Source organism: Pseudodesulfovibrio nedwellii (assembly GCF_027923765.1).
Classification (GTDB): Bacteria; Desulfobacterota; Desulfovibrionia; order Desulfovibrionales; family Desulfovibrionaceae; genus Pseudodesulfovibrio; species Pseudodesulfovibrio nedwellii.
Window position 1 is genome coordinate 2,157,163 of sequence record NZ_AP026709.1, and the last position, 23,051, is coordinate 2,180,213.

Sequence of the window (23,051 nt, forward strand, 5' to 3'; positions counted from 1 at the left end):
TTTTTTCAAATAATTGCCAGACTCAAGAGTCCTGTGATAGATAATCACCGATGTCTTGCACACAATTTCCCCGACCAGTGCGCAGACCTACATTCGTGCAACCTTTCTGTGATTCGCGGTGGAATTAATGGCAGATGAAAAAGCACTCAAGAAAAACCCGGACGCTCGGTTTCGCTTTGCCCTGTCAGAAGACGGCATGAAACTCGGCGTGAACCGCTATTTCCCGCCAAACGGCGGGAAGAATCCTAGTGTAGAACTTCTTCGCAAGCAGGTAGCCGAAGCCGGGGTTCAACTTCCCATCGATAACGACGCAGCCCAACGCATCATTGACGCCATTACACAAGGCAACGAGTTCAAAGGCATTGCCCTTGTCCGCGGCATTCCTGCAACAGAACCCATGGATGCGACACTCATGGGCCTAGGAGATCTGGAATTCCCAGTTTTTCCGGGGGACAGATTTATTCGTTTCCGTCAGGCCCAGCAGTCAGGAAATGGACAAACCATTGACGGGCGAGAGTTGACACCAAAGGGCAACTTCACGCCGGAAGATCTTTCTGTCGAAACAGGTGAAAACGTCGAGTGGGACCCTATTACCGAGTCCTACGTCGCTCAGATATGGGGCATGGCGCGGGTCAAGGACAACGTTGTCTCTGTTGACCCCATCGCACATATTTCAGACGACGCCGTCGTTGTCACAGGGAATCTGCACCATCAAGATTTTAAGGGGACACCCATCACCCCGGCACGCATCGACAAGGAAATGCGTGATCTCGGAGTTGTCATTGATCTGGACATGGACCTGCTTGATACAAAACTGGCTCAGGCCAAAGATCTCGGCATCCCCCTACAAGATCAAATTTTCGTCAAGGGCGGACATCCTGTTCCAGGACGCGACGGATGGCTGGAATACCTTGTGACCACCCGCGAAACGGCAGGCACCGAAGACGAATCCGGCCGTTTGGATTTTCGCAACCGCGGAACCTATCCCATGGTCAACCCGGGACAAATTATAGGCAGACTGCATCCGCCCACCGCAGGAGAAGGTGGCATCGATATTTACGGCAAGACAATTCCCGCCCATGAAGGAAAAGCCCTGCACGTCCACCTCGGTGAAAATGTCATTGTTCAAGACGACAAAGTGACATTCGAATCCAAGGCCAAGGGTGTCGTGGTCATGGAAAAAGGAACACTTTCCGTCACTGAATGCCTGATTATCCCCGGCAACGTGGACCTCAACTCCGGCAATGTGAAAGTCGAACATGGCTCGGTCAAGATTCTCGGCTCAATTCAAGCTGGCTTCTCCGTCTCTGCTCCATTGCATGTCATTGTGGAAGACTCCATCGAAAGTGCCACAGTCTATGCAGGAGGTCAGGTGGAGGTAAAAGGCGGCATCCTCATGCCGGACGGCGGTCAGATTGTCTGTGATGGCGACGTCATTGCTGGCTATCTCGCCAATGCCAATATCAAGGCCGGAGGTGATGTTTATGTGGCCAATGAAATCCTGAACTCCACAATTCAAGCTGAAGGCCGCCTTTTTGCCACTTCAGGCAAAGGCGTTATCAACGGCGGCACGATCCTGACCCGCAAGGGGCATGAGATAAACGAGGTCGGTTCAGAGCTTGGAGTTACGACAGTCATCGGCGTATACATGGAATATCAGGAAGATGAAGAACTGCTTCTGGAACGCAAAAAGATCGTCCAAGCCATCAAGAAAATCGACGAGGCCCTCGGCTCGGAACCGCCAAAAGCTATTCTCTCCCGAACACCCAAGGAAAAACGTCAGGCCGTGGCCGAAGTTCTCAAGCATCGAGCCACTCTTGTCCAACGACGCAAGACCATCAACGAACGGATCACAGAATTGGCACTGGCTCACCAGCAGGAAATGGACGGTATCGATATCAAGATCAAACGGCTGGCCTACCCCGGCACGACCATCCAATTCGGGAAAAAAGCCAAACAAATCGCCAAACGAATGGAGGCCTGCACGTTCTATTTCAGCTTGAAAGACCGTGACATCGCCATCAAATAATCAGTAGGGATACTCAACTCGTACAAGGGTCAACCCTTGCGGCGGCACAGTAGCTGGAGCCAATGTGCGATCGCGGGATTCAAGAATGGTCAACACGTCTTCCGGCGTCAATTTCCCGCGCCCGCAGGCCACAAGACAACCGATCATATTACGCACCATCTGCTTCAAAAAGCCTTTGGCAGTAAACCGCCAGACTGACTCATATTCCGTGATGCCGGGATGCCGGGAAATATCGTTCACGAGCCGAATGGTTGTTCCAACCACGGTTCCTTTATTCTGGAAAGCAGCAAAGTCGTATTCACCCACAAGAACTTGCGCAGCCACTTCCATGGCCTCAAGGTCAACCTTTCCACAATTCCACACGAACCGACTACGCTGAGGCAGACAAAAATCTCGCTCGTGCCACAGTGTATATTCATATGTCTTTGAGCCAGCGGAATACCGGGCATGAAAATCTGACGGAACGACTTCCTGAGAAACCACGCGAACATCCTTGGGCAACAAACCGTTAAGGCTCCGCCTCCACGGGTGCGCCGCGCATTTCTCCTCGCAATCAAAATGCACCACCTGCCCCAGAGCATGGACACCGGAGTCAGTCCGTCCTGAACCATGAACACGAACCGGACCACCCATAATGACCGCAAGGGCTTTTTCAAGCTCTCCCTGCACGGTCCTGTCATTGGGTTGTAACTGCCAGCCACAGTAATCAGTGCCGTCATAGGCGATAGTAAGTCGAATGCGAATCATGGGGGTGGGTATACGCTATACAAGGGACATTTGAAAAGTCGCTTTATGGAGCGAATCCGAAGGGACCGAGGAGCTCTTTTCTGACGTAAAAAGTGGCATTACTTTTTCACGCCGGGACCATATGTTTTGACAAACCACTGTACCTGTCGAGAAATGCCCATAAGCAAATTGAACTCGTTGCGCCTCAAGTTTATTTTGGAAAAGAACCGCCGCACTGGCAACATCCAGTAATCCGGATTGTCATCCTTAAGAAAATTAATGGCGAGCAATGTTTCCTGAAAATTATGGAACATGGTTTCCTGCTCCTGAACGGTCGCGGGCCTTTCTTCAGGCGGACCACCCGGGACAAAGGGTGTATCCAATGACCGCTTGAAACATTCATACAAAACAACAACCACGGCCTGCGCAAGATTCAGCGAAGTGCCTTCCTGACTTGTAGGAATGGTCATCAAACCGGAGCAAAGAGCCGTCTCTTCATTGGTCAACCCCTTATCCTCCGGGCCAAAAACCAAAGCGACCCGGCCTCCTCCGCGTAAACGTTCGTCAACAACCCCGGCCAAAGAATCAGGGGTCAGGATGCCCTTACGCCAGCCGCCGGTCCGTGCTGTCGTGCCAAAAACGGCAGTACACCCATCCACAGCTTGCGCCAACGTTTCGACAATGGTCGCGGATTCAAGCACATGGCGAGCATGGACTGTAGCAAGCGGCAAAGCCTTTTCCATATTGAAACCACATGGGGCCACCACCACAAGGTTGGACACCCCCATATTCAAACAAGCGCGGGCCACCGAACCAATGTTTTCAGGGTATTTTGGTCTGAAAAGAACAACTCTTAATTCTTCAAGCATGTGTACCTCCTCAATCAAACAGCGTGAAGGCATGTAGCACACGCCATACAAATAGCAAAAGTGAGGAATTCAACCGCGGTGGAGGTCACGACTTTGACCGTTCAGTCAAAAAACCCAATGATATTAAATCCCTAATAAAATCAGTACGTGACAGACCTTAAACAAGAGAAATCCGTTGAAATATTTGGCGTACTGTGCCACAACGTTCTATCGATCGAAGAATTTCGTTCGAGGTGTTTTTTACCACGTTATAGATCGATGGTAAAAATAGTTGCGGTCCTTACTAACTTCTGTGGTCCTTTAGGAGGAAACATGAAACGGATTATCATCCTGGCCCTTGCGCTTGCCGTTGTCCTCGGCATGTCTTTTTCTGCGCATGCGAAAAAACGCTATGTCTTCGGCGGCGGGCCTGCTGGTGGAACCTTCCAGGTTGTCGCCAACGGTATCCAGGTATTTGAACCTGTCAAAAACAGTGAGAACTTCTCTATCAAGGCGCAGTCTTCCGGCGGCTCCGTCGAAAACCTTCGCACCACCAACGCCGGTCGTGTTGCATTCTCCACCGTTTATGCCGGTCATGTCTTTCTTGGTCGTAACGGCCAGATGAAAAATGATCCCCGCAAATACGAAAAAGTCATGGCCGTAGGCTACCTCTATGGTGCTCCTGCCCAGCTTGTCGTACGCAAGGGTTCCGGCATCAAGTCCACAAAGGACCTGGAAGGCAAGAAAGTCGGTGTCGGCAATGCCGGTTCTGGGGCATTTGCCAACTGTGAACTTTTCTTCACCCACATGGGCGTTTGGGACAAGATCCAACGAAACGCCATGGGTTACAATGACGCTGCTCAGGCTTTCGGTAACGAACAGCTCGACGCATTCTGGCTGTTTACCGCTTTTCCGTCCGGCGCTGTCATCATGGCTGCTCAGACCAATGACATCGAGCTCATTGATCTGGCCGCAGACGCCAATGCCACCGGTTACTTCGAGAAGTACCCCTACTTCGGTAAATTGTCCGTTCCCGCCGGTACATACCGTGGCGTGGATCAGGACGTTCCCTCCTTCTTTGACTCCGCCCTGCTCGTCGCCAATGCCGATGTGCCTGAAGAAGTCGTGTACGAGATGATGTCCGCTGTCTGGTCAGACGCTGGCCTCAAGCACATGCTCGAACAAAAGAAGACCTTCAAGGACATGTCGGTTGCCAACGGCATCAAGGGTATCGACCCCAACGTCATCCCTCTGCATCCCGGCGCAATCAAGTTCTGGAAAGAAAAGGGCGTCCTCAAATAGACGACCAATCGGTCTAAAAGACCCTACAGAAACTCGGACGGACGGGCCGCAAGGCCCGTCCGCTTTCAAGGGCGGGCGGCTATGTCCGATCCCGTGCCCTGTCATATATCATCACTCCCCCCAGGCCTGTGGCTTCTGGTGGTGTGACGTTCCAACCGCGACCCATCGCGCGGTCGCCACGAGTGTACAATGTACGACAAGTTGACAAAAATTGAGCAATTCTTTTTTGATTTTCTGTCCGTGGGCTTGGTCCTGTTCTACTCATGGTCCGCCATTTTCGAGCCTGCGGCCACCCAATACCATCGGGGTATTTATGTTATCGTGACCTATATCCTGGTCTTCCTGATCTACAAATCCAGAAACCTTTTTTTCCGTATAATTGATTACCTGCTCATGGCGGCATCGGCTGTCACCATAGGGTATTGGATCGTCAACTTCGAAGCCATCAACTACCGTACAGGTATTGAGACAAATCTGGACCAATGGATGGCCATGGTCGGCGTATTAATCGGCGTTGAACTGGCACGGCGCGTTGTGGGCAATGTCTTCGTCGTTATCGGCGTGGGCATGTTGATGTTTGGCATGTACGGCGAACATATGCCGGAACTCATTGCCCATGCGGGTGCGTCTTTCCCTGAATTATGCACCTCGATCTTCTATCGTTCAGACGGCGTATTCGGCATCATGGCGAATGTTCTGGCAACGTATATCATCCTGTTCGTGCTCTTTGGCGCGTTTCTGGAAAAATGCGGTGCGCAAAAATTCTTCATCGATTTCCCGCTGGCAGCAGTTGGACACAAGATAGGTGGTCCGGCCAAAGTATCGGTCATCGCTTCCGGCCTGTTCGGGTCCATATCCGGTTCGGCAATCGCTAACACAGTGTCCACAGGCGCATTCACCATTCCCATGATGAAAAAAGCGGGCTTCAAGCCGCATGTCGCAGGCGGTATCGAACCAGCGGCATCCATTGGCGGCATGTTCATGCCACCAATTATGGGCGCGGGTGGATTCATCATGGCGGAAATGACAGGGTTGCCCTATTCACACATCATGCTGGTCGCGCTTTTTCCGGCGGTCATGTACTTCTTCTCGGTTTTCGTCATGGTGCATTACGAAGCCAAGAAAAGCGGTGTCGTGGGTGAAAGGTACAAATACTCCGCCATGCAGATATTCAAGAAGGAGTGGCTCTACACACTGCCACTCATCTTCATCACCATCTTCATGCTTGCGGGTTATTCCCCCGGCTATTCCGCTATTGTGGGGCTGGCGACATGTATCGGCCTGTCCTTCAAGGATGAAGGCCAACGCATCGACCCGACTCTGCTCTGCATCATGGGGTTGATGGTTGTATCCCCATGGCTGGTCAAACTCGTGGGCGCCGCCGGTGGTCCCGAGGCCATGAAGGCCGTCAAACCATTCCTGTCTGGTCGTATCCTGTTGCTTTACGGACTAATCATGGCCGCAGGTGTGTATGCCTATCGCAGACAGACCGTATCCGGCATGAAGAACGAACTTGGCGGATTCGTGATGGCTGCCCGTATGGGAACCATCAACTCGCTCAAAATCGGTGCGACTGTCGGCGTTATCGGTATCATCATCGGCGTGCTGACGTACTCAGGTCTGGTGTTGACCTTTGCCGACATCGTCATTGAACTGGCAAACGGCAATCTGGTGGCGACTATCCTGCTCATCGCGCTGGCATCGCTCATTCTCGGCATGGGGGTCCCCGTCACTGCTGCTTATCTGATCACCGCTGTCGTGGCCGTGCCTGCGTTGACCCATTTGGGCGTCAACGAGGTGGCTGCACACATGATCGTGTACTGGCTGTCGCAGGATTCCAACATCACGCCCCCGGTCTGCATCGCAGCATTTGCGGGAGCGACCATTGCCAAAGCTAATATGTGGAAGACGGCGTTCACATCATTCAAGTTCGCCAAATTCCTGTACCTGGCACCCTTCATGTTCGCGTACATCCCGGCCTTCTCTCTGAATGCACCACCACTGCAAATCGTTATGTGGTTCTCCATCATAACAGTGTGTGTATTTGCATATTCCTGGTTCATGAGTGGCATCTGGTTCAGCCCGCTGAAAAAAATGTTCGGTGGCGCGTCTACTTAAGATTAATCAAACAAATATAAAGGGGGATCAGGGCAACCCGATCCCCCTTTTTTATGAAAAGAGCAATAAAAAAGACACCCTGAAATTGGAGTGCCTTTGTGCTTTAAATGGTCAGTATAGTTATAATCACTTTGCTTCGTATTTCACGTCATTGATATGCGTACAATTACGACCGGATTCCTTGCTCAAGTAAAGTTGATTATCGGCTTTCTCCACTACGCTTTCAGCTCGTTCGCCGTTTGCGGAAAGGGCCCCACCGATAGACGCCGTGACCTTGATGCGATCATCTTCCTGTTCCACCCAGGAGTGTTCGATGAGCATGCGCAGACGCTCTGCGATAACAGCCATTTTCTCGATCGTTGTGTTGGCAATAAAAATAACAAATTCTTCGCCGCCCCAGCGACATGCAACATCCAAAGGCCTGAGTACAGACCGCAGTGTTTGCGCAACCATAGCGAGGACCATATCGCCGACATGGTGTCCCCACGTATCGTTGACATTTTTAAAATGGTCTATGTCCACAAACAAAACACCGAATGGGACACTATTTTCCTGCATGGTCTGATCGAGTCGTTCCATGGAAATATCTGCATAACGTCGATTGCCAATTCCAGTGAGTTGGTCAGTGAGTATCTCTTTACGAAGCTCTTCTATTTCTTTGAGTATATCAAGATTTTCACCATTGTCGGAAAAGATTTCAACAGCACCGACGATTTTACCTGTGGAGTCCCGCATGGGAGAAGCTCGGACAAGCACTGGAACGCGGTGTCCAAATTTGTGGTGCATAAAAACACTGGCCTCTTGCTCTTTCCCTTCTTGCATGGTTGCCAACATGGGACACCCATTCAGACAAAGTTCTGTACCATTACAGTCTACATGGCGCAGGACATGATCAGAACAACTTTTCCCAATCATTTCCTTGGCCGAATACCCACTCAATCGCTCAGCGGCTTTATTCCAATATGTAACATTGCGATCCAAATCCAAAAAATAGACACCTTCTGAAAGGGAATCGAGCAAACCTTTATAAAATCCATCCTCCATAAGTACCTCTCTTATATTTCAACATGCCGATAAAATCATACGGAAGCAAGAATTGTATCTTTTTAAACAGGTGCTTGAGAGGATTAAGACCCATTGACTTTGGCCCAACCCACTGATTTGATTGAACGCTCAAACAATAAGTCAGTTGTGCAAGTTGGAATCGGACTCAAAGCGTTGGTGCACAAAGAAAAATTCTACTTGACGCAAAATGAAAAACACCCTTACCAAAGTTGGCAAACAGAATAATATGGAGGCCTGATCATGGCACTGTTCACGAAGCAAGAGGCATTGGATTACCATTCCGACAAACGCAAGGGCAAACTGGAGGTCATCTCCATCAAGCCGTGCGAAAACCAGAAGCATCTGTCCATGGCATACAGCCCGGGCGTTGCCGAAGCATGCCGCGAAATTGCTGCGGACAAAGAAAAGGTCTACGACTACACCAACAAAGGGAACCTCGTTGCAGTCGTCTCCAACGGTACCGCCGTTCTGGGCCTTGGCAACATCGGCCCCGAAGCCGGTAAACCGGTCATGGAAGGCAAGGGCGTTCTGTTCAAAATTTTCTCTGATATCGATGTCTACGACATCAACATCGACGCCAAAACGCCTGATGAAATCGTTTCTTTCTGCAAAATGCTCGAACCCACCTTCGGCGGCATCAACCTCGAAGACATCAAGGCTCCCGAATGCTTTGAGATCGAGACCCGTCTCAAAAAAGAAATGGGTATTCCCGTTTTCCATGACGACCAGCACGGTACAGCCATCATTTCTGCCGCAGGAATCATGAATGCGCTCGAAATCTCCGGTAAAAAGATCGAAGAAATCAAGATCGTTGTTTCCGGTGCCGGAGCCGCTGCCATCGCCTGTTCCAATCTCTACGTTCACATGGGCATCAAGCGCGAAAACATCTTCATGTTCGATTCCCGTGGCCTGATCCACGCCGGACGCGAAGGTCTCAACGAATTCAAACAGAGCTTTGCTCAGGCTGAAGATCGCGGTTCTCTGGCCGACTGCATGGTTGGCGCCGACATGTTCCTGGGCCTGTCCGTCAAGGACGCCATCAATCAGGATATGGTCAAGACCATGGCCGATAATGCCATCATCTTTGCCTGCGCCAACCCCGATCCAGAAATTCCGTACACCGACGTCAAGGAAGTACGCCCCGACATCATCATGGGCACAGGTCGTTCCGACTTCCCCAACCAGGTGAACAACGTCCTCGGCTTCCCGTTCATCTTCCGCGGTGCGCTCGACTGCCGCGCCTCGACCATCAACGAAGAAATGAAAATAGCCGCTGCCGACGCTCTGGCCAAACTGGCCAAGGAACCCGTTGCTCAGGACATCTGCGACGCTTACGGCGTGGACAGTCTGGACTTCGGCATCGACTACATCATTCCCAAGCCGCTTGATCCGCGTGTGCTGACCTGGCTGGCTCCTGCTGTTGCCAAGGCCGCCATGGATACCGGCGTTGCCAAAATCCAGCTCGACCTCGACCAGTACAAGAAAGACCTCGAAGCCCGTATGGAAGCTTCCAAAGCCCGTACCAAGGCCGTGGTCGATTCCTTCGATTACGACATCTAGTCCTTTAGACTAAATCATCAAATCAAGCCCTGTCTCGGATAATCGAGGCAGGGCTTTTTATGGTCGTTTTCATTTTGGGAAGGCAGCCTCCGGCGGGCCTACCGGCGGTCGCCTTCTGCGGGACCAGAGAACCTTTTGAAAAAGGTTCTCTGGACTCTCCAAAACTTTTTGTCGCTCGCTCCGCTCGGGGTCATTCGGTTGCGACAGGTTAACTTTGAAAAAAGAACAAATTGCACCGACAGGTGCACAATGGGATCCCAAAGGGCACAACCCTTTGGCTGGTGCAGGACAGCGTCCTGCTTGTTCGATTCTATCCGTCGAAAACAATTTCCAACCCCATTGCCCGATGGCTGGTTGTCCTTTATACTTGGTGCATGGATGAAAAAACAATTGAAGAACTCCACACACTGGCCGAGGAAAACGGTATCGACCCAGAAGCTCTGCTGGCAATCGCCAACGCTGACGGGTTACCCGAAAATCTTCAGGACGCCATAGCCGCAGTACTCGGCGACGTCGCGACTTTTGGTCATGCGCTGAACAAACTGGATAAATAGCCATGCCTCGCCTCTTTATCGGCCTTGGGCTGCCAGACTCTTATCAACAAACCGTGAAGCCCTTCACAGACAATCTCAACACAGGATTGGACTCATCCGTGCGCTGGATTCGCCCCGGCAACTGGCATCTAACGCTTAAGTTTCTGGGGAACACCGACGAAAAGGATATTCCCACTATCGTTGATGCGCTTTCATCCATTCATTTCCCACAATTTCCCATGCAGGCAGGAGACGCAGGGGCCTTTCCAAATGTAAACAGACCTCGTGAGATCTGGCTGGGACTCAAGCAAGGGGCGCAACAATGCGCTGATCTGGCAGACATGATCGAAGACGCTCTGACGAACATGGGCGTAGCTCGGGAAAAGAAACGATTTCGCCCCCACCTGACTATCGGATGGATCAAAAAAACGGGGCAGGACGACTGGAAATCCATTCTCACCACAGCGAATCAAGACTGGCCTATTTTCACGACAGAACGGTTCACCCTATGGCAGAGTGAACTCAAACCGACCGGCGCGGTGCATACTGTGCTGAATAATTTCTCTTTGAGAACTGACTAAACGTCAATCTCAACAGCCACAGGGCAGTGGTCTGAACCCATGACATCGGGTTCGATCCATGCGCCCACGACCTTGTCTTTCAATTCTTCGGACACAAAGAAATAATCAATGCGCCATCCCGCATTATTTTTACGGGCATTAAAACGGTAAGACCACCACGAATAATGGTGTGGTCCTTCTTCAAACATGCGGAAGGTATCCACATAACCGGCAGCAATAAACTTATCGATCCACGCTCGTTCACTGGGCAAAAAGCCTGAACGGTTCGAGTTTGGTTTGGGATTCTTCAAATCAATCTCGGTATGTGCGGTATTAAAATCACCACCCACCACAATAGGTTTGTCCTTCCGCAGTTCCTCAGCATATTCGAGAAAACAATCGTAGAAGCCCATCTTGAAGTCGAGCCGCTCGTCCGACATCTGACCGTTGGGGAAATAAATATTGAAGAGATGAAAATCCGGGTATTCAAGATGGAGTACACGGCCTTCATTCTGAAAACGAGGGTCAGGAAGCCCCATGGTCACGGCCATCGGTTCCGGGTTGGAAAAACAGGCCACACCGGAATAGCCTTTCTTTTTCTTGGACCAATTCCAGTAATAATTGGAATAGGAATCCGGTTCGCGATCATCTTCGCCGAGCTGATCGGGGTGGGCCTTGGTTTCCTGCAGCATAACCACATCACCGCCGCAACCGTCCAACCAGTCGCGAAAATCCTTTTTGATCACGGCACGATAGCCGTTAACATTCCAGGAGTAGATGATCATGCGCACCTCCAGAAAAAATGAAGGGGAACCGGTTTGCACCGATTCCCCTGAAGTGCCGCAATGCGGCCGAAAACTAGTGTTCGTTCGGGGAACTGACCTTGATCATCACCAAAGCGCCGATCGTCAGGGACAGACCCAGGAAAAACCAAAAATAACCCATCATAATCGTATCCTCCGTAAAATCTCGATTAGTCAGTAGACTTTTATCAGAAAGTTTGGCGGATGGAAAGACGATTCCTCGTAAACACACAGTCAAATATCGTTTATTGTTTTACGCTGAAATGCAATTTTATGGCTCTATGGTTGAACCAAGCACTTTTAAAAATTCCCGCATCCACTCGGGATGGGCAGGCCATGCTGGACCGGTAACAATGTTCCCGTCGACGCAGGCATTGGAAAACGTTTCATTGACTTCGCACCATGTAGCGCCTGCGGCTTCAATGTCAGGCTTGACCGCGGGATAGCCCGTGCAGGACTTGCCCTTAATTACATCGGCGGCTGTCAACAGCTGCTGACCATGGCAGACTGCGGCAATGGGCTTGTTCGCCTTGGCAAAATGTTGCACACAGGCAATCACAGCCGGGTCCAGACGCAAATATTCAGGGGACCGTCCGCCGGGAATTACCAGCGCGTCGTAGTCTTCTGCTTTAATTTCATCAAAAGTAGCCGTGATCATGAAGTTGTGTCCCGGTTTTTCCGAATAGGTCTGATGCCCTTCAAAGTCGTGCACAGCCGTGGCCACGGTTTCTCCCGCCTTTTTACCGGGGCAAACGGAATCCACGGTATGCCCCACCATCAGAAGCATCTGGAATGGCACCATTGCCTCATAATCTTCCACGAAATCACCAACCAAAAGCAGAATTTTCTTTGCAGCCATGAGGTCCTCCAAAATGTTCGGATTTGACTTTATTCTGTGGTCCTCATCCTTTTTTTTGTCAACCACCCTTATGTGACGAAAGCACGAGCTTGCCTCGCACCCCGCTCTGCCGTAGAACGTCCCCATGGCACACAACGACGTTCTTATTCTTGGAGCCGGAGCTTCCGGCCTGTATTGCGCCATGACCGCCGCCAAACGCGGCCTCAAGGTCATGGTTCTGGACCACGGCGCCAAGCCTGCACGCAAAATTCGCGTGTCCGGCGGGGGCAAGTGTAATTTCACCAACCTGGATGTGACGCACACCGATTACATCTGTCGGAATCCACATTTCGTAAAATCCGCATTGGCGCGTCTTTCTCCGTGGGATGTAATCACGCTTCTGGCCGAAGACAGCATCACCTATGAGGAACGCGAGCACGGCCAGCTCTTCACCGAGCAGGGGGCCGGAAAAGTCGCAGGGTCTCTGATGACCCGGTGTACCCGAGCTGGAGTGAATGTCAGAATGGGATGCGAAATAAAAAACGTATCCGGGACCGGACCGTTTACCGTGACAATCAGCGATGACGTCGTCACTGCGGACAAACTGGTTATCGCTTTGGGTGGTCCGTCATGGCCTCAGGTCGGAGCCACGGACCTCGGCTTCCGGCTTGCGAAACAATTCGGCCTACAGATGGTCTCACCTCGTCCGGGATTGGTCCCGCTAATATTTCCAAAGCAACTGCAAGACTTTTGCCGAGACATGGCAGGAAACGCTTTACCAGCCACAGTGGAAACCGGGGGTACTCGCTTCACTGACCCGTTACTGTTTACCCACAAGGGAATTTCCGGCCCGGCCACGTTACAAGCGTCGTCGTACTGGCGCACTGGAAAGCCTGTAATTATTGATTTTCTGCCGAATCAACCATTGGAAGATTTTATTGAGGAGCACCGAAGCTCCAATGCTCAGTTCCGCAACCTACTGGGCCATGTCATGCCCAAACGGTTGCCCGGCTTGCTCGTCTCAGGCGCACTCGGCGAGACATCCGTCAGCCAACTTTCTGCAAAACAAATCGAAGCGGCCGCCAACCGGATTCACCGGTTCACGGTGGTCCCGGCGTCTACAGAAGGCTACGCCAAGGCTGAAGTCTGCGTAGGTGGAATCGACACCGACGAAATTTCATCCAAAACCATGGAGTGCAAAAACGTCCCGGGCCTTTCCATCATCGGAGAAGCCATGGACGTAACCGGACACCTCGGCGGGTTCAACCTGCATTGGGCATTCGCATCTGGTGCTGCTTGCGGAGAACACCTATAAAAACGGTTGTGTAAAGCGCTGCGCTGCCACACTGATTAAAAAAAGGAAGAAGGGGAGAGACACTTGAGTGTCTCTCCCCTTCTTGTATCAAATACTATTGAAAAGTTGAGAATTAGGCCTGAGCCTTCTCCCAAAAATCCGGCCAGAGTTTAAGCAATTTTTGCATGGCGTTACCACGATGAGAACGCTTATTTTTGACGTCGGCATCCAATTCAGCCACATGGCAGCCCAATTCAGGGTCGATGACGATGACGTCGTACCCAAAACCGCCTTTTCCCTTGTAGCCGTGTCCCACCTGAATTTCGTAAGCTCCATCCGTATTGATTTCTTGGCCGTTGGGCGCGGTAGCGGCCATGACGCAACGGTAACGTCCCGTGCGTTTATCGTCGGAAACGTCTTTCATCTCAGCCAGCATTTTTTCATTATTGGCGTGATCGTCGCAGTCTTCGCCAGCGTACCGGGCGGAGTATACGCCGGGACGAGCGTCCAACGCATCGATTTCAATGCCGGAATCGTCTGCTACCGCCACAAGACCGGTAATCTTTGCCACTGTGCGCGCCTTGATGAAAGCGTTCTCAAGAAAAGTGTCACCGGTTTCAGGAATGTCTCCGATCTCCGGGAACTCAGACAGGCTCTTCACCTGCACGCCGAATGGCTCCAGCATGGAGGAAAGTTCTTTAATTTTGCCTTTATTATTGGTGGCGAGGACAATGGTTTTCATGGCTATCCCTTGTGCGGCTATCGGTTCGGAACCACGTTACCACACCCCTTACGGGATGTGGCAACCTGAAAAAATATGTTGTGAGGATTCTTTACTCGGACTCAGCGTCTTCCGCAACCGCGAGCAATGGCGGAAGGAACAGGGTCAATTTGGTCCCGATCTTTTCCACAGAAACCAGATCAACCTGTCCACCAATTTCAGCAATAATCTTTCTAGTCTGAGCAAGACCAAGTCCTGCCCCTTTATCTCGGGTAGAAAAAAACGGGCTGAATATCTTATCGCGAATTTCAAGCGGGATACCCTCGCCGGTGTCCTCCACGGAAAGCACGGCGTGATCCTGGTTCATGCAAGTGGTGACAAACAGCTTACCACCGTCGAGCATGGCCTCCAGAGCATTTTTGACCAAATTGATAAGACATTGCTTAATAAGGTCCGGATTGGCCTGCACACGCGCCATGGTCGGGTCCAGGTCCACATGCGCTACCACTTTCTGATTGGAACACGGCAAACGCATGACGTTCATGGTGGTTTCCACCAATTCGTTCAGGTCCACCTCTTTGACCTCTGCACCAGTGGGACGGGTAAAATTAAGCAGGCTCTTGAGTATCTCGTCCAGCCGTTTGGATTCGTCGAGTATAATGGACAGCTTTTCACGAGCCTTGTCGTCCATGCCTTCATACCGCATGAGAGAATTGGCAAAACCACTGATGGAAAAAAGCGGATTACGAATTTCATGGGCCATATAGGTCGACAACTCTCCGATAGACGCCAGTTTTTCCGCCTGCTGCAAACGATTTTCCATAGATGTCCGAAGGGTGATGTCTCGTCGGGAGGCCACCACATGATTGACAGTTCCGTCTTCATCAAAAATCGGCGTAATGTAGACTCGAAAATACCGAACGCGACCATCTTCCCCGACATGACTCGTCAAAGCTTCAGCCGGAGCCCGTGTAGACATAGCCTGTTGGAATGGGTCCTGAGAAAACTCACACTCGCCGTTACTGGAATCCGTAAAAACTTCGCAGTAGAAACGCCCCAGGATTTCACGTTTGGGAACTCCCTGCTTATCCACCACAACCTTGTTCATACCTATCACCTTGCCATCATGATCTAGAAACAATATTTCCTGATCAATCTGATCGACAATGGTCTTAAGCATATTCTGAGTATGAAGCAGGTCTATTTTGCAGGCCACCCAGACTTTATCGGAAGTCAGTAAGTTGATAAAAAAACTGGCGGCACTGCGTTCCACCAACGTGATGCTCGGCGGTAAATAGTTACGCAGCTCATATATCAGGCTCGGACGACCTGTGGCTTCGATAATCATGTTGATCTCGGGGTGATGCTCCAGCATGGTCTTGTACCCGGCATAGGTGGGGATATGTCGACCCGAATCGTCAGCTTCGGGCAGGACGCTCTCTCCCGGAAGGGCCGCAGCGACTACGCCGATTTCCTTCAGCGCTTCATCGTTGCTCTGGTCCTTGAACATTTGCCAAAACGTCAAAAGGGCGGGGATATCGCCGATGACGCCGATGACATACCGTTTGTCATTGATACACGAAGCTCCGAGCAATTTGACCTCCTCTCCGTACCTGTGCACACTTGTCCGAGCCGGACTCTGGTTTCCGGCTTTCCAATAATACAGCATTTGCAAAGCCAGAGCAAAGGAAATGAAATGTCACAACCAACTGACAACACAGTAAGAGTTTATACAATAAGCTTGGGTTGCCCCAAGAATCGCGTGGATACGGAACGACTTCTCGGAACTCTCGGCTCAGCTATGGGCCCAGTGGAATCCGTGAAAGAGGCCGATCTTGTGCTCATAAATACCTGCGGATTCATTCAACCTGCCACCGAAGAATCGATCACGACTATTTTGGACGCAGTCCGGGATGCAGCTGAAGTCATGGAAAAGACAGGACGAAAACCACTATTATGCGTGGCCGGATGCCTTGTCTCCCGATACGGGCAGGACTTAAAAAAGGAACTGCCTGAAGTGGACCTGTGGCTCACGACCGAAGAAATGCATCTGTGGCCGGATATGGCAGCCAAAGCCCTCTCGGTTTCGGTGGAGCGGGATACGCCGCGCAACCTGTCAACCGGCCCAGCGTATGCCTACCTGAAGGTCTCCGAAGGCTGTTCCCATAACTGTCGATTCTGTACCATCCCGTCCATTCGGGGACCGCACAAGAGTTGGCCCGTGGACTTTCTCATCGATGAAGCGGAGCAACTCGCCAACTCGGTCTCGGAGATTATAGTGGTGGGTCAGGATTCCACGGCCTACGGCTCGGACCTGGGCTCCGGCCATGATCTTGAAACGCTGGTCAAAGGCGTAGCTGGCATATCCGCCCTTCAGTGGCTACGCATCATGTACCTCTATCCTGCAGGCCTGACCGAATCCCTGCTTTCAATCCTCAAGGAACATGTCCCTCCATTCTTGCCGTATTTCGACATACCACTTCAGCACGCGCACCCGGATGTGCTTTCATCCATGGGCCGTCCGTTCGCCCGGAACCCGGAAAAAGTTATCGACAGAGTTCGGTCCTTTTTCCCGGAGGCCGCACTGCGCACGACTTTCATCGTTGGCTATCCGGGTGAAACCGAGGAACATTTCGAACACCTCATGGATTTTGTCCGCAAAACCAGATTTCACCATCTTGGCGTCTTCCCGTACTGGCCTGAAGATGGGACGCCCGCTGCGGCCATGGACAATCAGGTGCCGGACGAAATCAAAATGGAACGCCGGGACGCGCTTATGGAGCTTCAGGCCGGAATCAGCGAAGAGATTCTCTCACAATACGAGGGCAAGACTCTGCCCGTGCTTATCGAACAGCCGTCAGAGGAGTGGCCCGGCCTGTATGTGGGCCGAGCATGGTTTCAGGCACCGGATGTGGACGGTGTCACCTACGTCAGTGCGCCACCTGAGGTGGAACTGACGCTCGGCTCAATCGTGGACGTAGAAATAGAAAAAGCAGACACTTATGATTTGTCGGGATTGGTCTAGATTGCTTCAAGCGGCGAGATTATAAAAAATCAAAAGAAGCCGTCCGGGCCGCTTACGCAGCCCGGACGAGAAATGGCAGGCAGTTCTTCGGTTAAACGTAGTCGCCCCGATTGAACTTGAACTGTTCGGTTGCAGTCAGAGTTTCCAATTCATCAACAATGGACTTAATTTCGGGAGCAAGGTCTGCCTGACCGCCCTTGAGCGCGGCTACCTCACCTGCGATCTCATCAAGTGTCGTATAAGCGGACTTAAGTCCCCCTTCCGGTCCTGCGAGTGTCGCTGCATAATTATCCCATTTGTCGAGAATGGATTCTACCTGTCCGGCCACCTGAGCGGAATTGTCGTTCGTGCTTTGCACGGCACCGACATTTCCTGCTGCGATCAGGGGATTCACAATTGGAGGCGGCACAGCACCCTGCGTCTTAGCAGGAGCGTCTCCCCGCGCCACTTCCTGGTTGAGAATGTCCCCGAAGGCGTTTCCAGGCTGGCGTACCTTGTCCTTCCGTTGCGGTTGCTCCGGTTGGACGCCCTCGATCTGATCAGGACGGATCATCATAGTTCTACTCCTATCCTGTGGTTTGCTTAAGATTGTGCAAAGACCTTGCCAAGGGCATCAGGTTGACAACCATTTGAAAATTCTTATCTTTTAAGTATAAGCACCCGGAAAAAACTTCCACTTCCTCACGAAGGTCCGCGTCTGTTTCCATCTGACTGTAATGCAGAAGAAAAAGGTTGTCTATTCGTGCTCGGAGGGGCATAAAAAAAATAGGGAAAATCCCTTTCCTTTGATGCAAATCAAAGGAAAATGACAATACAGCAAGGAGGAGAACCATGGCTGACGTCAAGAAGATTTTGTGTGCAGTGGACTTTTCCGACTATAGCCCGATGGTGGCTGACTATGCAAACATGATCGCCAAGTGCTCTCAAGCCGAAGTGATCGTGCTTTATGTCGCCCCGTCCCTCAGCCAGTATGTGGGATTCCACGTACCGCCCAGTTCCATTGAGAGCTTTGTGGGTGAAATTGTGACCGGTGCCGAAGACACCATGAACACATTTGTGGCTGAAAACTTCAAGAATCTCAGCGTTGAAGGGAAGGTCGTCACAGGCTATCCCGCCGAAGAAATCCTTGCCATTTCCGAAGCCGAAGGTGTCGACATGGTCGTCATGGGTACCCATGGACGAAAGGGCATCGACCGTATCCTGTTCGGTTCCGTGGCTGAAAAGGTCGTCAAGAGCTCTGCAGCTCCCGTTCTGACAGTGCGCCCGGACTAGGACGCTTTACTGACGGACATAAAAAATATATAAAGGACGGCTTCGGCCGTTCTTTTTTTTATTGAGATGAGGGAAATATGAGAGATTTTAGCGTCCGTCCAGAAATTCAAGACTTTGCACCATACGTGCCGGGTCTGACCATCGAACAAATTCAGGAGCGGTATGGCCTCAACACGGTCATCAAGCTCGCCAGCAATGAGAACCCACTGGGCACGTCCCCCTTGGTCCAAAAGGCTATTGCCAAAAATGCTGCCCGTGCTTTCCGTTACCCGGAGAACCATTCTCCGAGACTGGTCAAAGCCATCGCACAGACTGCGGGTGTTTCTGAAGACTGCATTCTGGTGGGCAATGGTTCGGACGAAATCATCGACATGCTTTTCCGTATGAAAGGGATTCCCGGCAAATCCAATGTGGTCTGTTATGAAAATTCCTTTGCCATGTACCGGATGTGCGCCAAGCTGACAGACCTTGAGTATCGCGAAATCCCACGCGACGACGATCTTGAACTGCCACTGGCCGCCATGGCCGAAGCCGCTGACGAAAACACCGCTATGGTTATCGTGACCAGCCCGGACAATCCCACAGGACTGGCTGCCACGGTGGACGATCTGTCCGTATTGGCAGGAGTGCTACCGAAAGACTGCCTGCTGGTAGTAGACGAAGCGTATATCGAATTTGCATGGCCCCCCGAATCATATTCTCCGGTTCAAGCCTTTGACCTGTTCGAAAATCTGGTGGCTCTGCGCACATTTTCCAAGGCGTATGGTTTGGCCGGACTCCGTGTCGGATACGGCATCCTGCCGCCCAAGCTTGCCGCATTGATGAAAAACGCTCGTATACCTTTCACGGTCAACCTGCTGGCCGAAGAGGCAGCACTGGCCGCACTTGAAGACGAAGTGTTTTTCAATGAGACACTTCAACTGGTCATGCATGGTCGTGAATATTTCACCGAAGAATTGACCCGTCTCGGCTGCAAGGTCTGGCCGAGTCAGTCCAACTTCGTCATGTTCGAACCTCCCAAACCGGCTCAGACTGTGTTCAAAGCTCTGCTCAAAAAGGGCATCATCGTCCGTCCTCTGGGCAGTTTCGGACTGGGCACGTGCATTCGCGTCAATGTGGGAACAAACGCCGAAAACACGACATTCATCAAAAAGTTAGAGGACATTCTCAATGGGTAAGCCCCTCATTGTGACCATCGACGGCCCAGCCGGGGTCGGCAAATCCACCATGGCCAAACAATTGGCCGGGCACCTGTCCATCCCGTATCTTGATACCGGAGCCATGTTCCGATCCATCGCCTGGAAACTGGGCGATGGGGCATGGGATTGGGATAAAGACCGAATTCAAATGACGCTGGATGGCATGAACTTCGGATTGTCAGGTATTGGTGAAGATTCGGTACTAACGTTGAACAACACGCCTGTCGGCAGCGAAATTCGCACGGAGCAGGTCGGCATGTGGGCATCCAACATTGCCACGTTGCCAGTGATTCGTACTTTTTTGAAAACGGCTCAGCAAAACTTAGGCGAAAAGTTTTCACTGGTGGCCGAAGGACGCGACATGGGGACCGTCATTTTTCCTGGCGCACCGCACAAATTCTTTCTGGATGCATCCGTGGAAGAACGTGCCAACCGTCGGTTCAAACAACTTTCATCCATGAACAAGCCGGCTGATTTTGACGAGCTTAAAGACCAAATTTCCAAACGAGATCATCAGGATCGCAATCGAGTGGTGGCTCCGCTCAAGGCCGCAGACGATGCCATTACTATAGATTCGACTGAAATGAATAAAGAGCAGGTCTTCACCGTCTTGAAAGACGGCGTGGCCTAGGATATTACGGGGATCGAACGAGGAGTTACCCATGCTTGATTTGAAAATGATGCAAAAGAATCCCGAAATTGTTCGGGAGAGCCTGAAGAAACGCGGCTCGAAGATAGATGTTCAGGGATTTACCGATCTTGACACGCAACGTAAGGAATTAATCGCCGAAGTCGAAGCGCTCAAAGCCGAAAAGAATGCTGTTGGCCCGGAAATCGCCAAACGCAAAAAGGCAGGCGAGGACGCATCCGATCTGCTCAAGAAAATGGGTGAAGTCTCTGGTCGTACCAAAGAATTGGACAAAGAACTCACCGAAGTTCAGACAGCCCAAAATGAATGGATGATGTCCGTTCCTAACATCCCACACGAGTCCGTGCCCGTCGGTGCTTCCGAGGACGACAATCCGGTCCGGCGCTACTGGGGTGAAAAACCGGAATTCGATTTTGAACCCAGGGAACATTGGGATCTCGGCACTGAACTCGGCGGTCTTGATTTCGAATGTGCAGCCAAACTGGCAGGCTCCCGCTTTTCCATCAGCTTCGGCTGGTGTGCCCGTCTGGAACGTGCCCTTGCCCAGTTGATGCTCAACACCCAGACTGAACAGCATGGTTACACCGAGGTATTGCCTCCGTTCATCGTCAACAAGGCGACCATGACAGGCACAGGCCAGTTACCCAAATTTGAAGAAGATTTATTCAAATTGACAGATGACCGCGAATTTTATCTCATTCCCACGGCCGAAGTCCCATTGACCAACATCTATGCAGGTGAGGTTATTGACGGAGACATGCTTCCTACCAAATTCTGTGCGCAAACCCCGTGTTTCCGCTCTGAAGCGGGCTCCTACGGCAAGGACACCAAAGGATTGATTCGACTACACCAGTTCTACAAAGTAGAAATGGTCAATTTCGCCCATCCTGACAAATCTTTCGAAGCCCTTGAGGATATGACTGCGGCTGCCGAAAAGATTCTCCAACTGCTCAAAATCCCGTATCGGGTGATCGAACTGTGTACCGGAGATCTTGGTTTCAGCGCGGTCAAAACCTATGACATTGAAGTCTGGTTGCCCGGTCAGAACGCGTACCGCGAAATATCCTCCTGTTCCAACTGCGGAGATTTTCAGGGTAGACGCGCCAACATCAAGTTCCAGCCCAAAGATTCCAAGAAAAAGCAATTCGTTCATACTCTGAACGGCTCCGGCCTCGCCATTGGTCGTTGTCTCGTGGCTGTCCTTGAAAATTATCAGCAGGCCGACGGCTCTGTCGTCATTCCTGATGTGCTCAAGCCCTACATGGGTGGGATCGAAGTCGTGAAGCCGTAACAAGCTGTACTTGAAGAATACAAGAGGCCGGTGGAATAATGTTTCACCGGCCTCTTTTTTTGCGCATAAAAAAGGGGCGCAGCCCATACGAACCGCGCCCCTTGCATATATTCGATAAAACTACATCCCTTCGTTGAAAGGAATCTGAAGCTTGGTCAGCTCTTCTGACAGCTTGGCTGCTTTTGATGCTTCCACAAAGGACAAAATCTCACCCGCCTGACGACCACGCATCCCTGACAACACCTTGACGGCCAAGTCATCATCCATATTCTGCAAAATCTCAGCGGCCTTCTTGGCCTTGGTATTGGAAATCATATCCACCAACTGTTTAACGCGCTTGTCCTTGACGCTCTTGGCTTCCGTCAGCATTTGCTTGATCTCGGCATGAAGCTTCTGCACCTTGACGGCCTCGGCCTTGATGGAAGCCTCCATCTCCTTGAGCGTCCGCTCCTTGATGGCGAGTTCCTCTTCCTTGCGTTTAAGTGCTTTCCATTCCTTGGGCAGGTCATCTTCGGTCCGCAAAGAGGCAGCTTTGTCAGCCTCGGCTTCAGCCTTGGCTGTGCGGTTGGCTTCGGAATCAGCTTTGTCGGCAATGGGAGTCGTGGACTCTTTCCCTTCCTCTGCAGCAATGGCGAGACTGGAAATTCCGTCAGGCAAGACGGTCTCAACAGCTTTAAGCGTCAGAGAATCGACACTGAGCATACCGAACACGGCAAGCTTCAGCAGGGCCAAAAAAACGAGGCTGGCGAGAACTCTAGAAATCTTTAGATTTGTACCGAAGCGTTGCCATTTCATCGTTTTCCTTCTCTTGACGGGCGTTTTCTTCTTCATGATGCTTCTTAGATTGCGTTGCTTTGAGCTTCTCCAGGAGCTTCTTGTCCTTGGAGCGTTCCACAGCCTCCGCCCGACATCTTTGCAATTTGAGTTCCAAACTATTGAGATTCATCTGGGCAATGGAAATATCTTGATCCAGAGCTTCCTTGTACTGTCGCCACAACCACATATCATTGGCTGATTTGTGTGACCCACTCTCTTTCAGCAAATGCTCACGCAACAGCTCTTCCAATTCAGAAACCTTGGCGGCCTGTTCATCTCGTGCCGCTTTGGCCCGGGCCAAAGCCCCCTTGGCCTGCTCCTCAAGCTGTTCCCGATAATCGAGAACCTTGTCGAGCTTGAATGAAAACTGTTTGGACACGTTACTCTCCTGCCACAACTATC

Annotated in this window: 23 protein-coding genes; 13 read left to right on the forward strand and 10 right to left on the reverse strand. The window is 51.4% G+C overall.

Annotation, left to right across the window (positions count from 1 at the left end; all coding sequences use genetic code 11):
• Nucleotides 1-127: 127 nt before the first annotated feature.
• Nucleotides 128-2,029, forward strand: coding sequence for a flagellar assembly protein A (locus SYK_RS10110; protein WP_281760140.1), 1,902 nt, complete (start codon nt 128-130; stop codon nt 2,027-2,029).
• On the opposite strand, the gene truA is transcribed toward SYK_RS10110, so the two are convergent.
• Nucleotides 2,030-2,776: a tRNA pseudouridine(38-40) synthase TruA gene (truA, locus tag SYK_RS10115; protein ID WP_281760141.1), complete on the reverse strand. Its 747-nt coding sequence runs from the start codon at nt 2,774-2,776 to the stop codon at nt 2,030-2,032.
• Nucleotides 2,777-2,874: 98 nt separating this feature from the next.
• Nucleotides 2,875-3,624 (reverse strand): RNA methyltransferase, encoded by a 750-nt coding sequence (locus SYK_RS10120; protein WP_281760142.1) that lies wholly within the window; start codon nt 3,622-3,624, stop codon nt 2,875-2,877.
• A 312-nt stretch (nt 3,625-3,936) separates the two neighbouring features.
• Here SYK_RS10120 and SYK_RS10125 point away from each other — a divergent pair, with 312 nt between their 5' ends.
• A complete protein-coding gene (locus SYK_RS10125; RefSeq protein WP_281760143.1) occupies nt 3,937-4,905 on the forward strand; it encodes a TAXI family TRAP transporter solute-binding subunit in 969 nt (322 codons plus the stop codon).
• Between the two features lie 189 nt (nt 4,906-5,094).
• Nucleotides 5,095-7,023 carry a TRAP transporter permease gene (locus SYK_RS10130; protein ID WP_281760144.1) on the forward strand — a complete coding sequence of 643 codons (1,929 nt, stop codon included), beginning with the start codon at nt 5,095-5,097 and terminating at the stop codon, nt 7,021-7,023.
• Nucleotides 7,024-7,149: 126 nt separating this feature from the next.
• Here SYK_RS10130 and SYK_RS10135 read toward each other — a convergent pair whose 3' ends face one another.
• The gene (locus tag SYK_RS10135) at nt 7,150-8,067 is read right to left on the reverse strand and encodes a diguanylate cyclase (RefSeq protein ID WP_281760145.1); all 918 of its coding nucleotides are present in this window, start codon (nt 8,065-8,067) and stop codon (nt 7,150-7,152) included.
• 261 nt (nt 8,068-8,328) lie between these two features.
• Between SYK_RS10135 and SYK_RS10140 the strand changes: the two genes are divergently transcribed.
• From SYK_RS10140 to thpR, 3 genes are all read left to right on the forward strand, one after another.
• Entirely contained in the window at nt 8,329-9,648 is a 1,320-nt protein-coding gene (locus SYK_RS10140; RefSeq protein WP_281760146.1) for a malic enzyme-like NAD(P)-binding protein, read from the forward strand.
• A gap of 374 nt (nt 9,649-10,022) precedes the next feature.
• Nucleotides 10,023-10,202 carry a hypothetical protein gene (locus tag SYK_RS10145; protein WP_281760147.1) on the forward strand — a complete coding sequence of 60 codons (180 nt, stop codon included), beginning with the start codon at nt 10,023-10,025 and terminating at the stop codon, nt 10,200-10,202.
• Nucleotides 10,203-10,204: 2 nt separating this feature from the next.
• Nucleotides 10,205-10,762, forward strand: a complete 558-nt coding sequence (gene thpR / locus SYK_RS10150; protein ID WP_281760148.1) for an RNA 2',3'-cyclic phosphodiesterase — start codon at nt 10,205-10,207, stop codon at nt 10,760-10,762.
• Here thpR and SYK_RS10155 read toward each other — a convergent pair.
• Entirely contained in the window at nt 10,759-11,526 is a 768-nt protein-coding gene (locus SYK_RS10155; RefSeq protein ID WP_281760149.1) for an exodeoxyribonuclease III, read from the reverse strand. The genes thpR and SYK_RS10155 overlap by 4 nt on opposite strands.
• Here SYK_RS10155 and SYK_RS10160 point away from each other — a divergent pair.
• Nucleotides 11,525-11,725, forward strand: a complete 201-nt coding sequence (locus tag SYK_RS10160; RefSeq protein WP_281760150.1) for a hypothetical protein — start codon at nt 11,525-11,527, stop codon at nt 11,723-11,725. The genes SYK_RS10155 and SYK_RS10160 overlap by 2 nt on opposite strands.
• A 90-nt stretch (nt 11,726-11,815) precedes the next feature.
• Here the strand turns inward: SYK_RS10160 and SYK_RS10165 are convergent, their stop codons facing one another.
• On the reverse strand, nt 11,816-12,403 hold the full coding sequence (locus SYK_RS10165; RefSeq protein ID WP_281760151.1) for a DJ-1/PfpI family protein: 588 nt from the start codon (nt 12,401-12,403) through the stop codon (nt 11,816-11,818).
• A 124-nt stretch (nt 12,404-12,527) separates the two neighbouring features.
• Here SYK_RS10165 and SYK_RS10170 point away from each other — a divergent pair, with 124 nt between their 5' ends.
• Complete coding sequence (locus tag SYK_RS10170) at nt 12,528-13,697, forward strand: BaiN/RdsA family NAD(P)/FAD-dependent oxidoreductase (RefSeq protein WP_281760152.1); 1,170 nt, start codon at nt 12,528-12,530, stop codon at nt 13,695-13,697.
• Between the two features lie 112 nt (nt 13,698-13,809).
• On the opposite strand, the gene rdgB is transcribed toward SYK_RS10170, so the two are convergent.
• A complete protein-coding gene (gene rdgB, locus SYK_RS10175; protein ID WP_281763265.1) occupies nt 13,810-14,424 on the reverse strand; it encodes an RdgB/HAM1 family non-canonical purine NTP pyrophosphatase in 615 nt (204 codons plus the stop codon).
• Nucleotides 14,425-14,509: 85 nt separating this feature from the next.
• Entirely contained in the window at nt 14,510-16,018 is a 1,509-nt protein-coding gene (locus SYK_RS10180) for a two-component system sensor histidine kinase NtrB (protein WP_281760153.1), read from the reverse strand.
• Nucleotides 16,019-16,093: 75 nt separating this feature from the next.
• Between SYK_RS10180 and rimO the strand changes: the two genes are divergently transcribed.
• A complete protein-coding gene (rimO, locus tag SYK_RS10185) occupies nt 16,094-17,422 on the forward strand; it encodes a 30S ribosomal protein S12 methylthiotransferase RimO (RefSeq protein WP_281760154.1) in 1,329 nt (442 codons plus the stop codon).
• A 91-nt stretch (nt 17,423-17,513) separates the two neighbouring features.
• Here the strand turns inward: rimO and SYK_RS10190 are convergent, their stop codons facing one another.
• Nucleotides 17,514-17,978: a hypothetical protein gene (locus SYK_RS10190; RefSeq protein ID WP_281760155.1), complete on the reverse strand. Its 465-nt coding sequence runs from the start codon at nt 17,976-17,978 to the stop codon at nt 17,514-17,516.
• A gap of 275 nt (nt 17,979-18,253) precedes the next feature.
• Between SYK_RS10190 and SYK_RS10195 the strand changes: the two genes are divergently transcribed.
• The 4 genes from SYK_RS10195 (at nt 18,254) to serS (ending at nt 21,833) form a co-directional block, all read left to right on the forward strand.
• Nucleotides 18,254-18,694, forward strand: coding sequence for a universal stress protein (locus SYK_RS10195; protein ID WP_281760156.1), 441 nt, complete (start codon nt 18,254-18,256; stop codon nt 18,692-18,694).
• A 77-nt stretch (nt 18,695-18,771) separates the two neighbouring features.
• Nucleotides 18,772-19,872 (forward strand): histidinol-phosphate transaminase, encoded by a 1,101-nt coding sequence (hisC, locus tag SYK_RS10200; RefSeq protein ID WP_281760157.1) that lies wholly within the window; start codon nt 18,772-18,774, stop codon nt 19,870-19,872.
• A complete protein-coding gene (gene cmk, locus SYK_RS10205) occupies nt 19,865-20,524 on the forward strand; it encodes a (d)CMP kinase (RefSeq protein ID WP_281760158.1) in 660 nt (219 codons plus the stop codon). The genes hisC and cmk overlap by 8 nt, the downstream gene beginning before the upstream one ends.
• 31 nt (nt 20,525-20,555) lie before the next feature.
• A complete protein-coding gene (serS, locus tag SYK_RS10210; protein ID WP_281760159.1) occupies nt 20,556-21,833 on the forward strand; it encodes a serine--tRNA ligase in 1,278 nt (425 codons plus the stop codon).
• Nucleotides 21,834-21,953: 120 nt separating this feature from the next.
• Here the strand turns inward: serS and SYK_RS10215 are convergent, their stop codons facing one another.
• Complete coding sequence (locus tag SYK_RS10215) at nt 21,954-22,628, reverse strand: MotE family protein (RefSeq protein ID WP_281760160.1); 675 nt, start codon at nt 22,626-22,628, stop codon at nt 21,954-21,956.
• Complete coding sequence (gene fliJ / locus SYK_RS10220) at nt 22,588-23,028, reverse strand: flagellar export protein FliJ (RefSeq protein WP_281760161.1); 441 nt, start codon at nt 23,026-23,028, stop codon at nt 22,588-22,590. Before fliJ ends, SYK_RS10215 begins: the two co-directional genes overlap by 41 nt.
• Between the last annotated feature and the right edge of the window lie 23 nt (nt 23,029-23,051).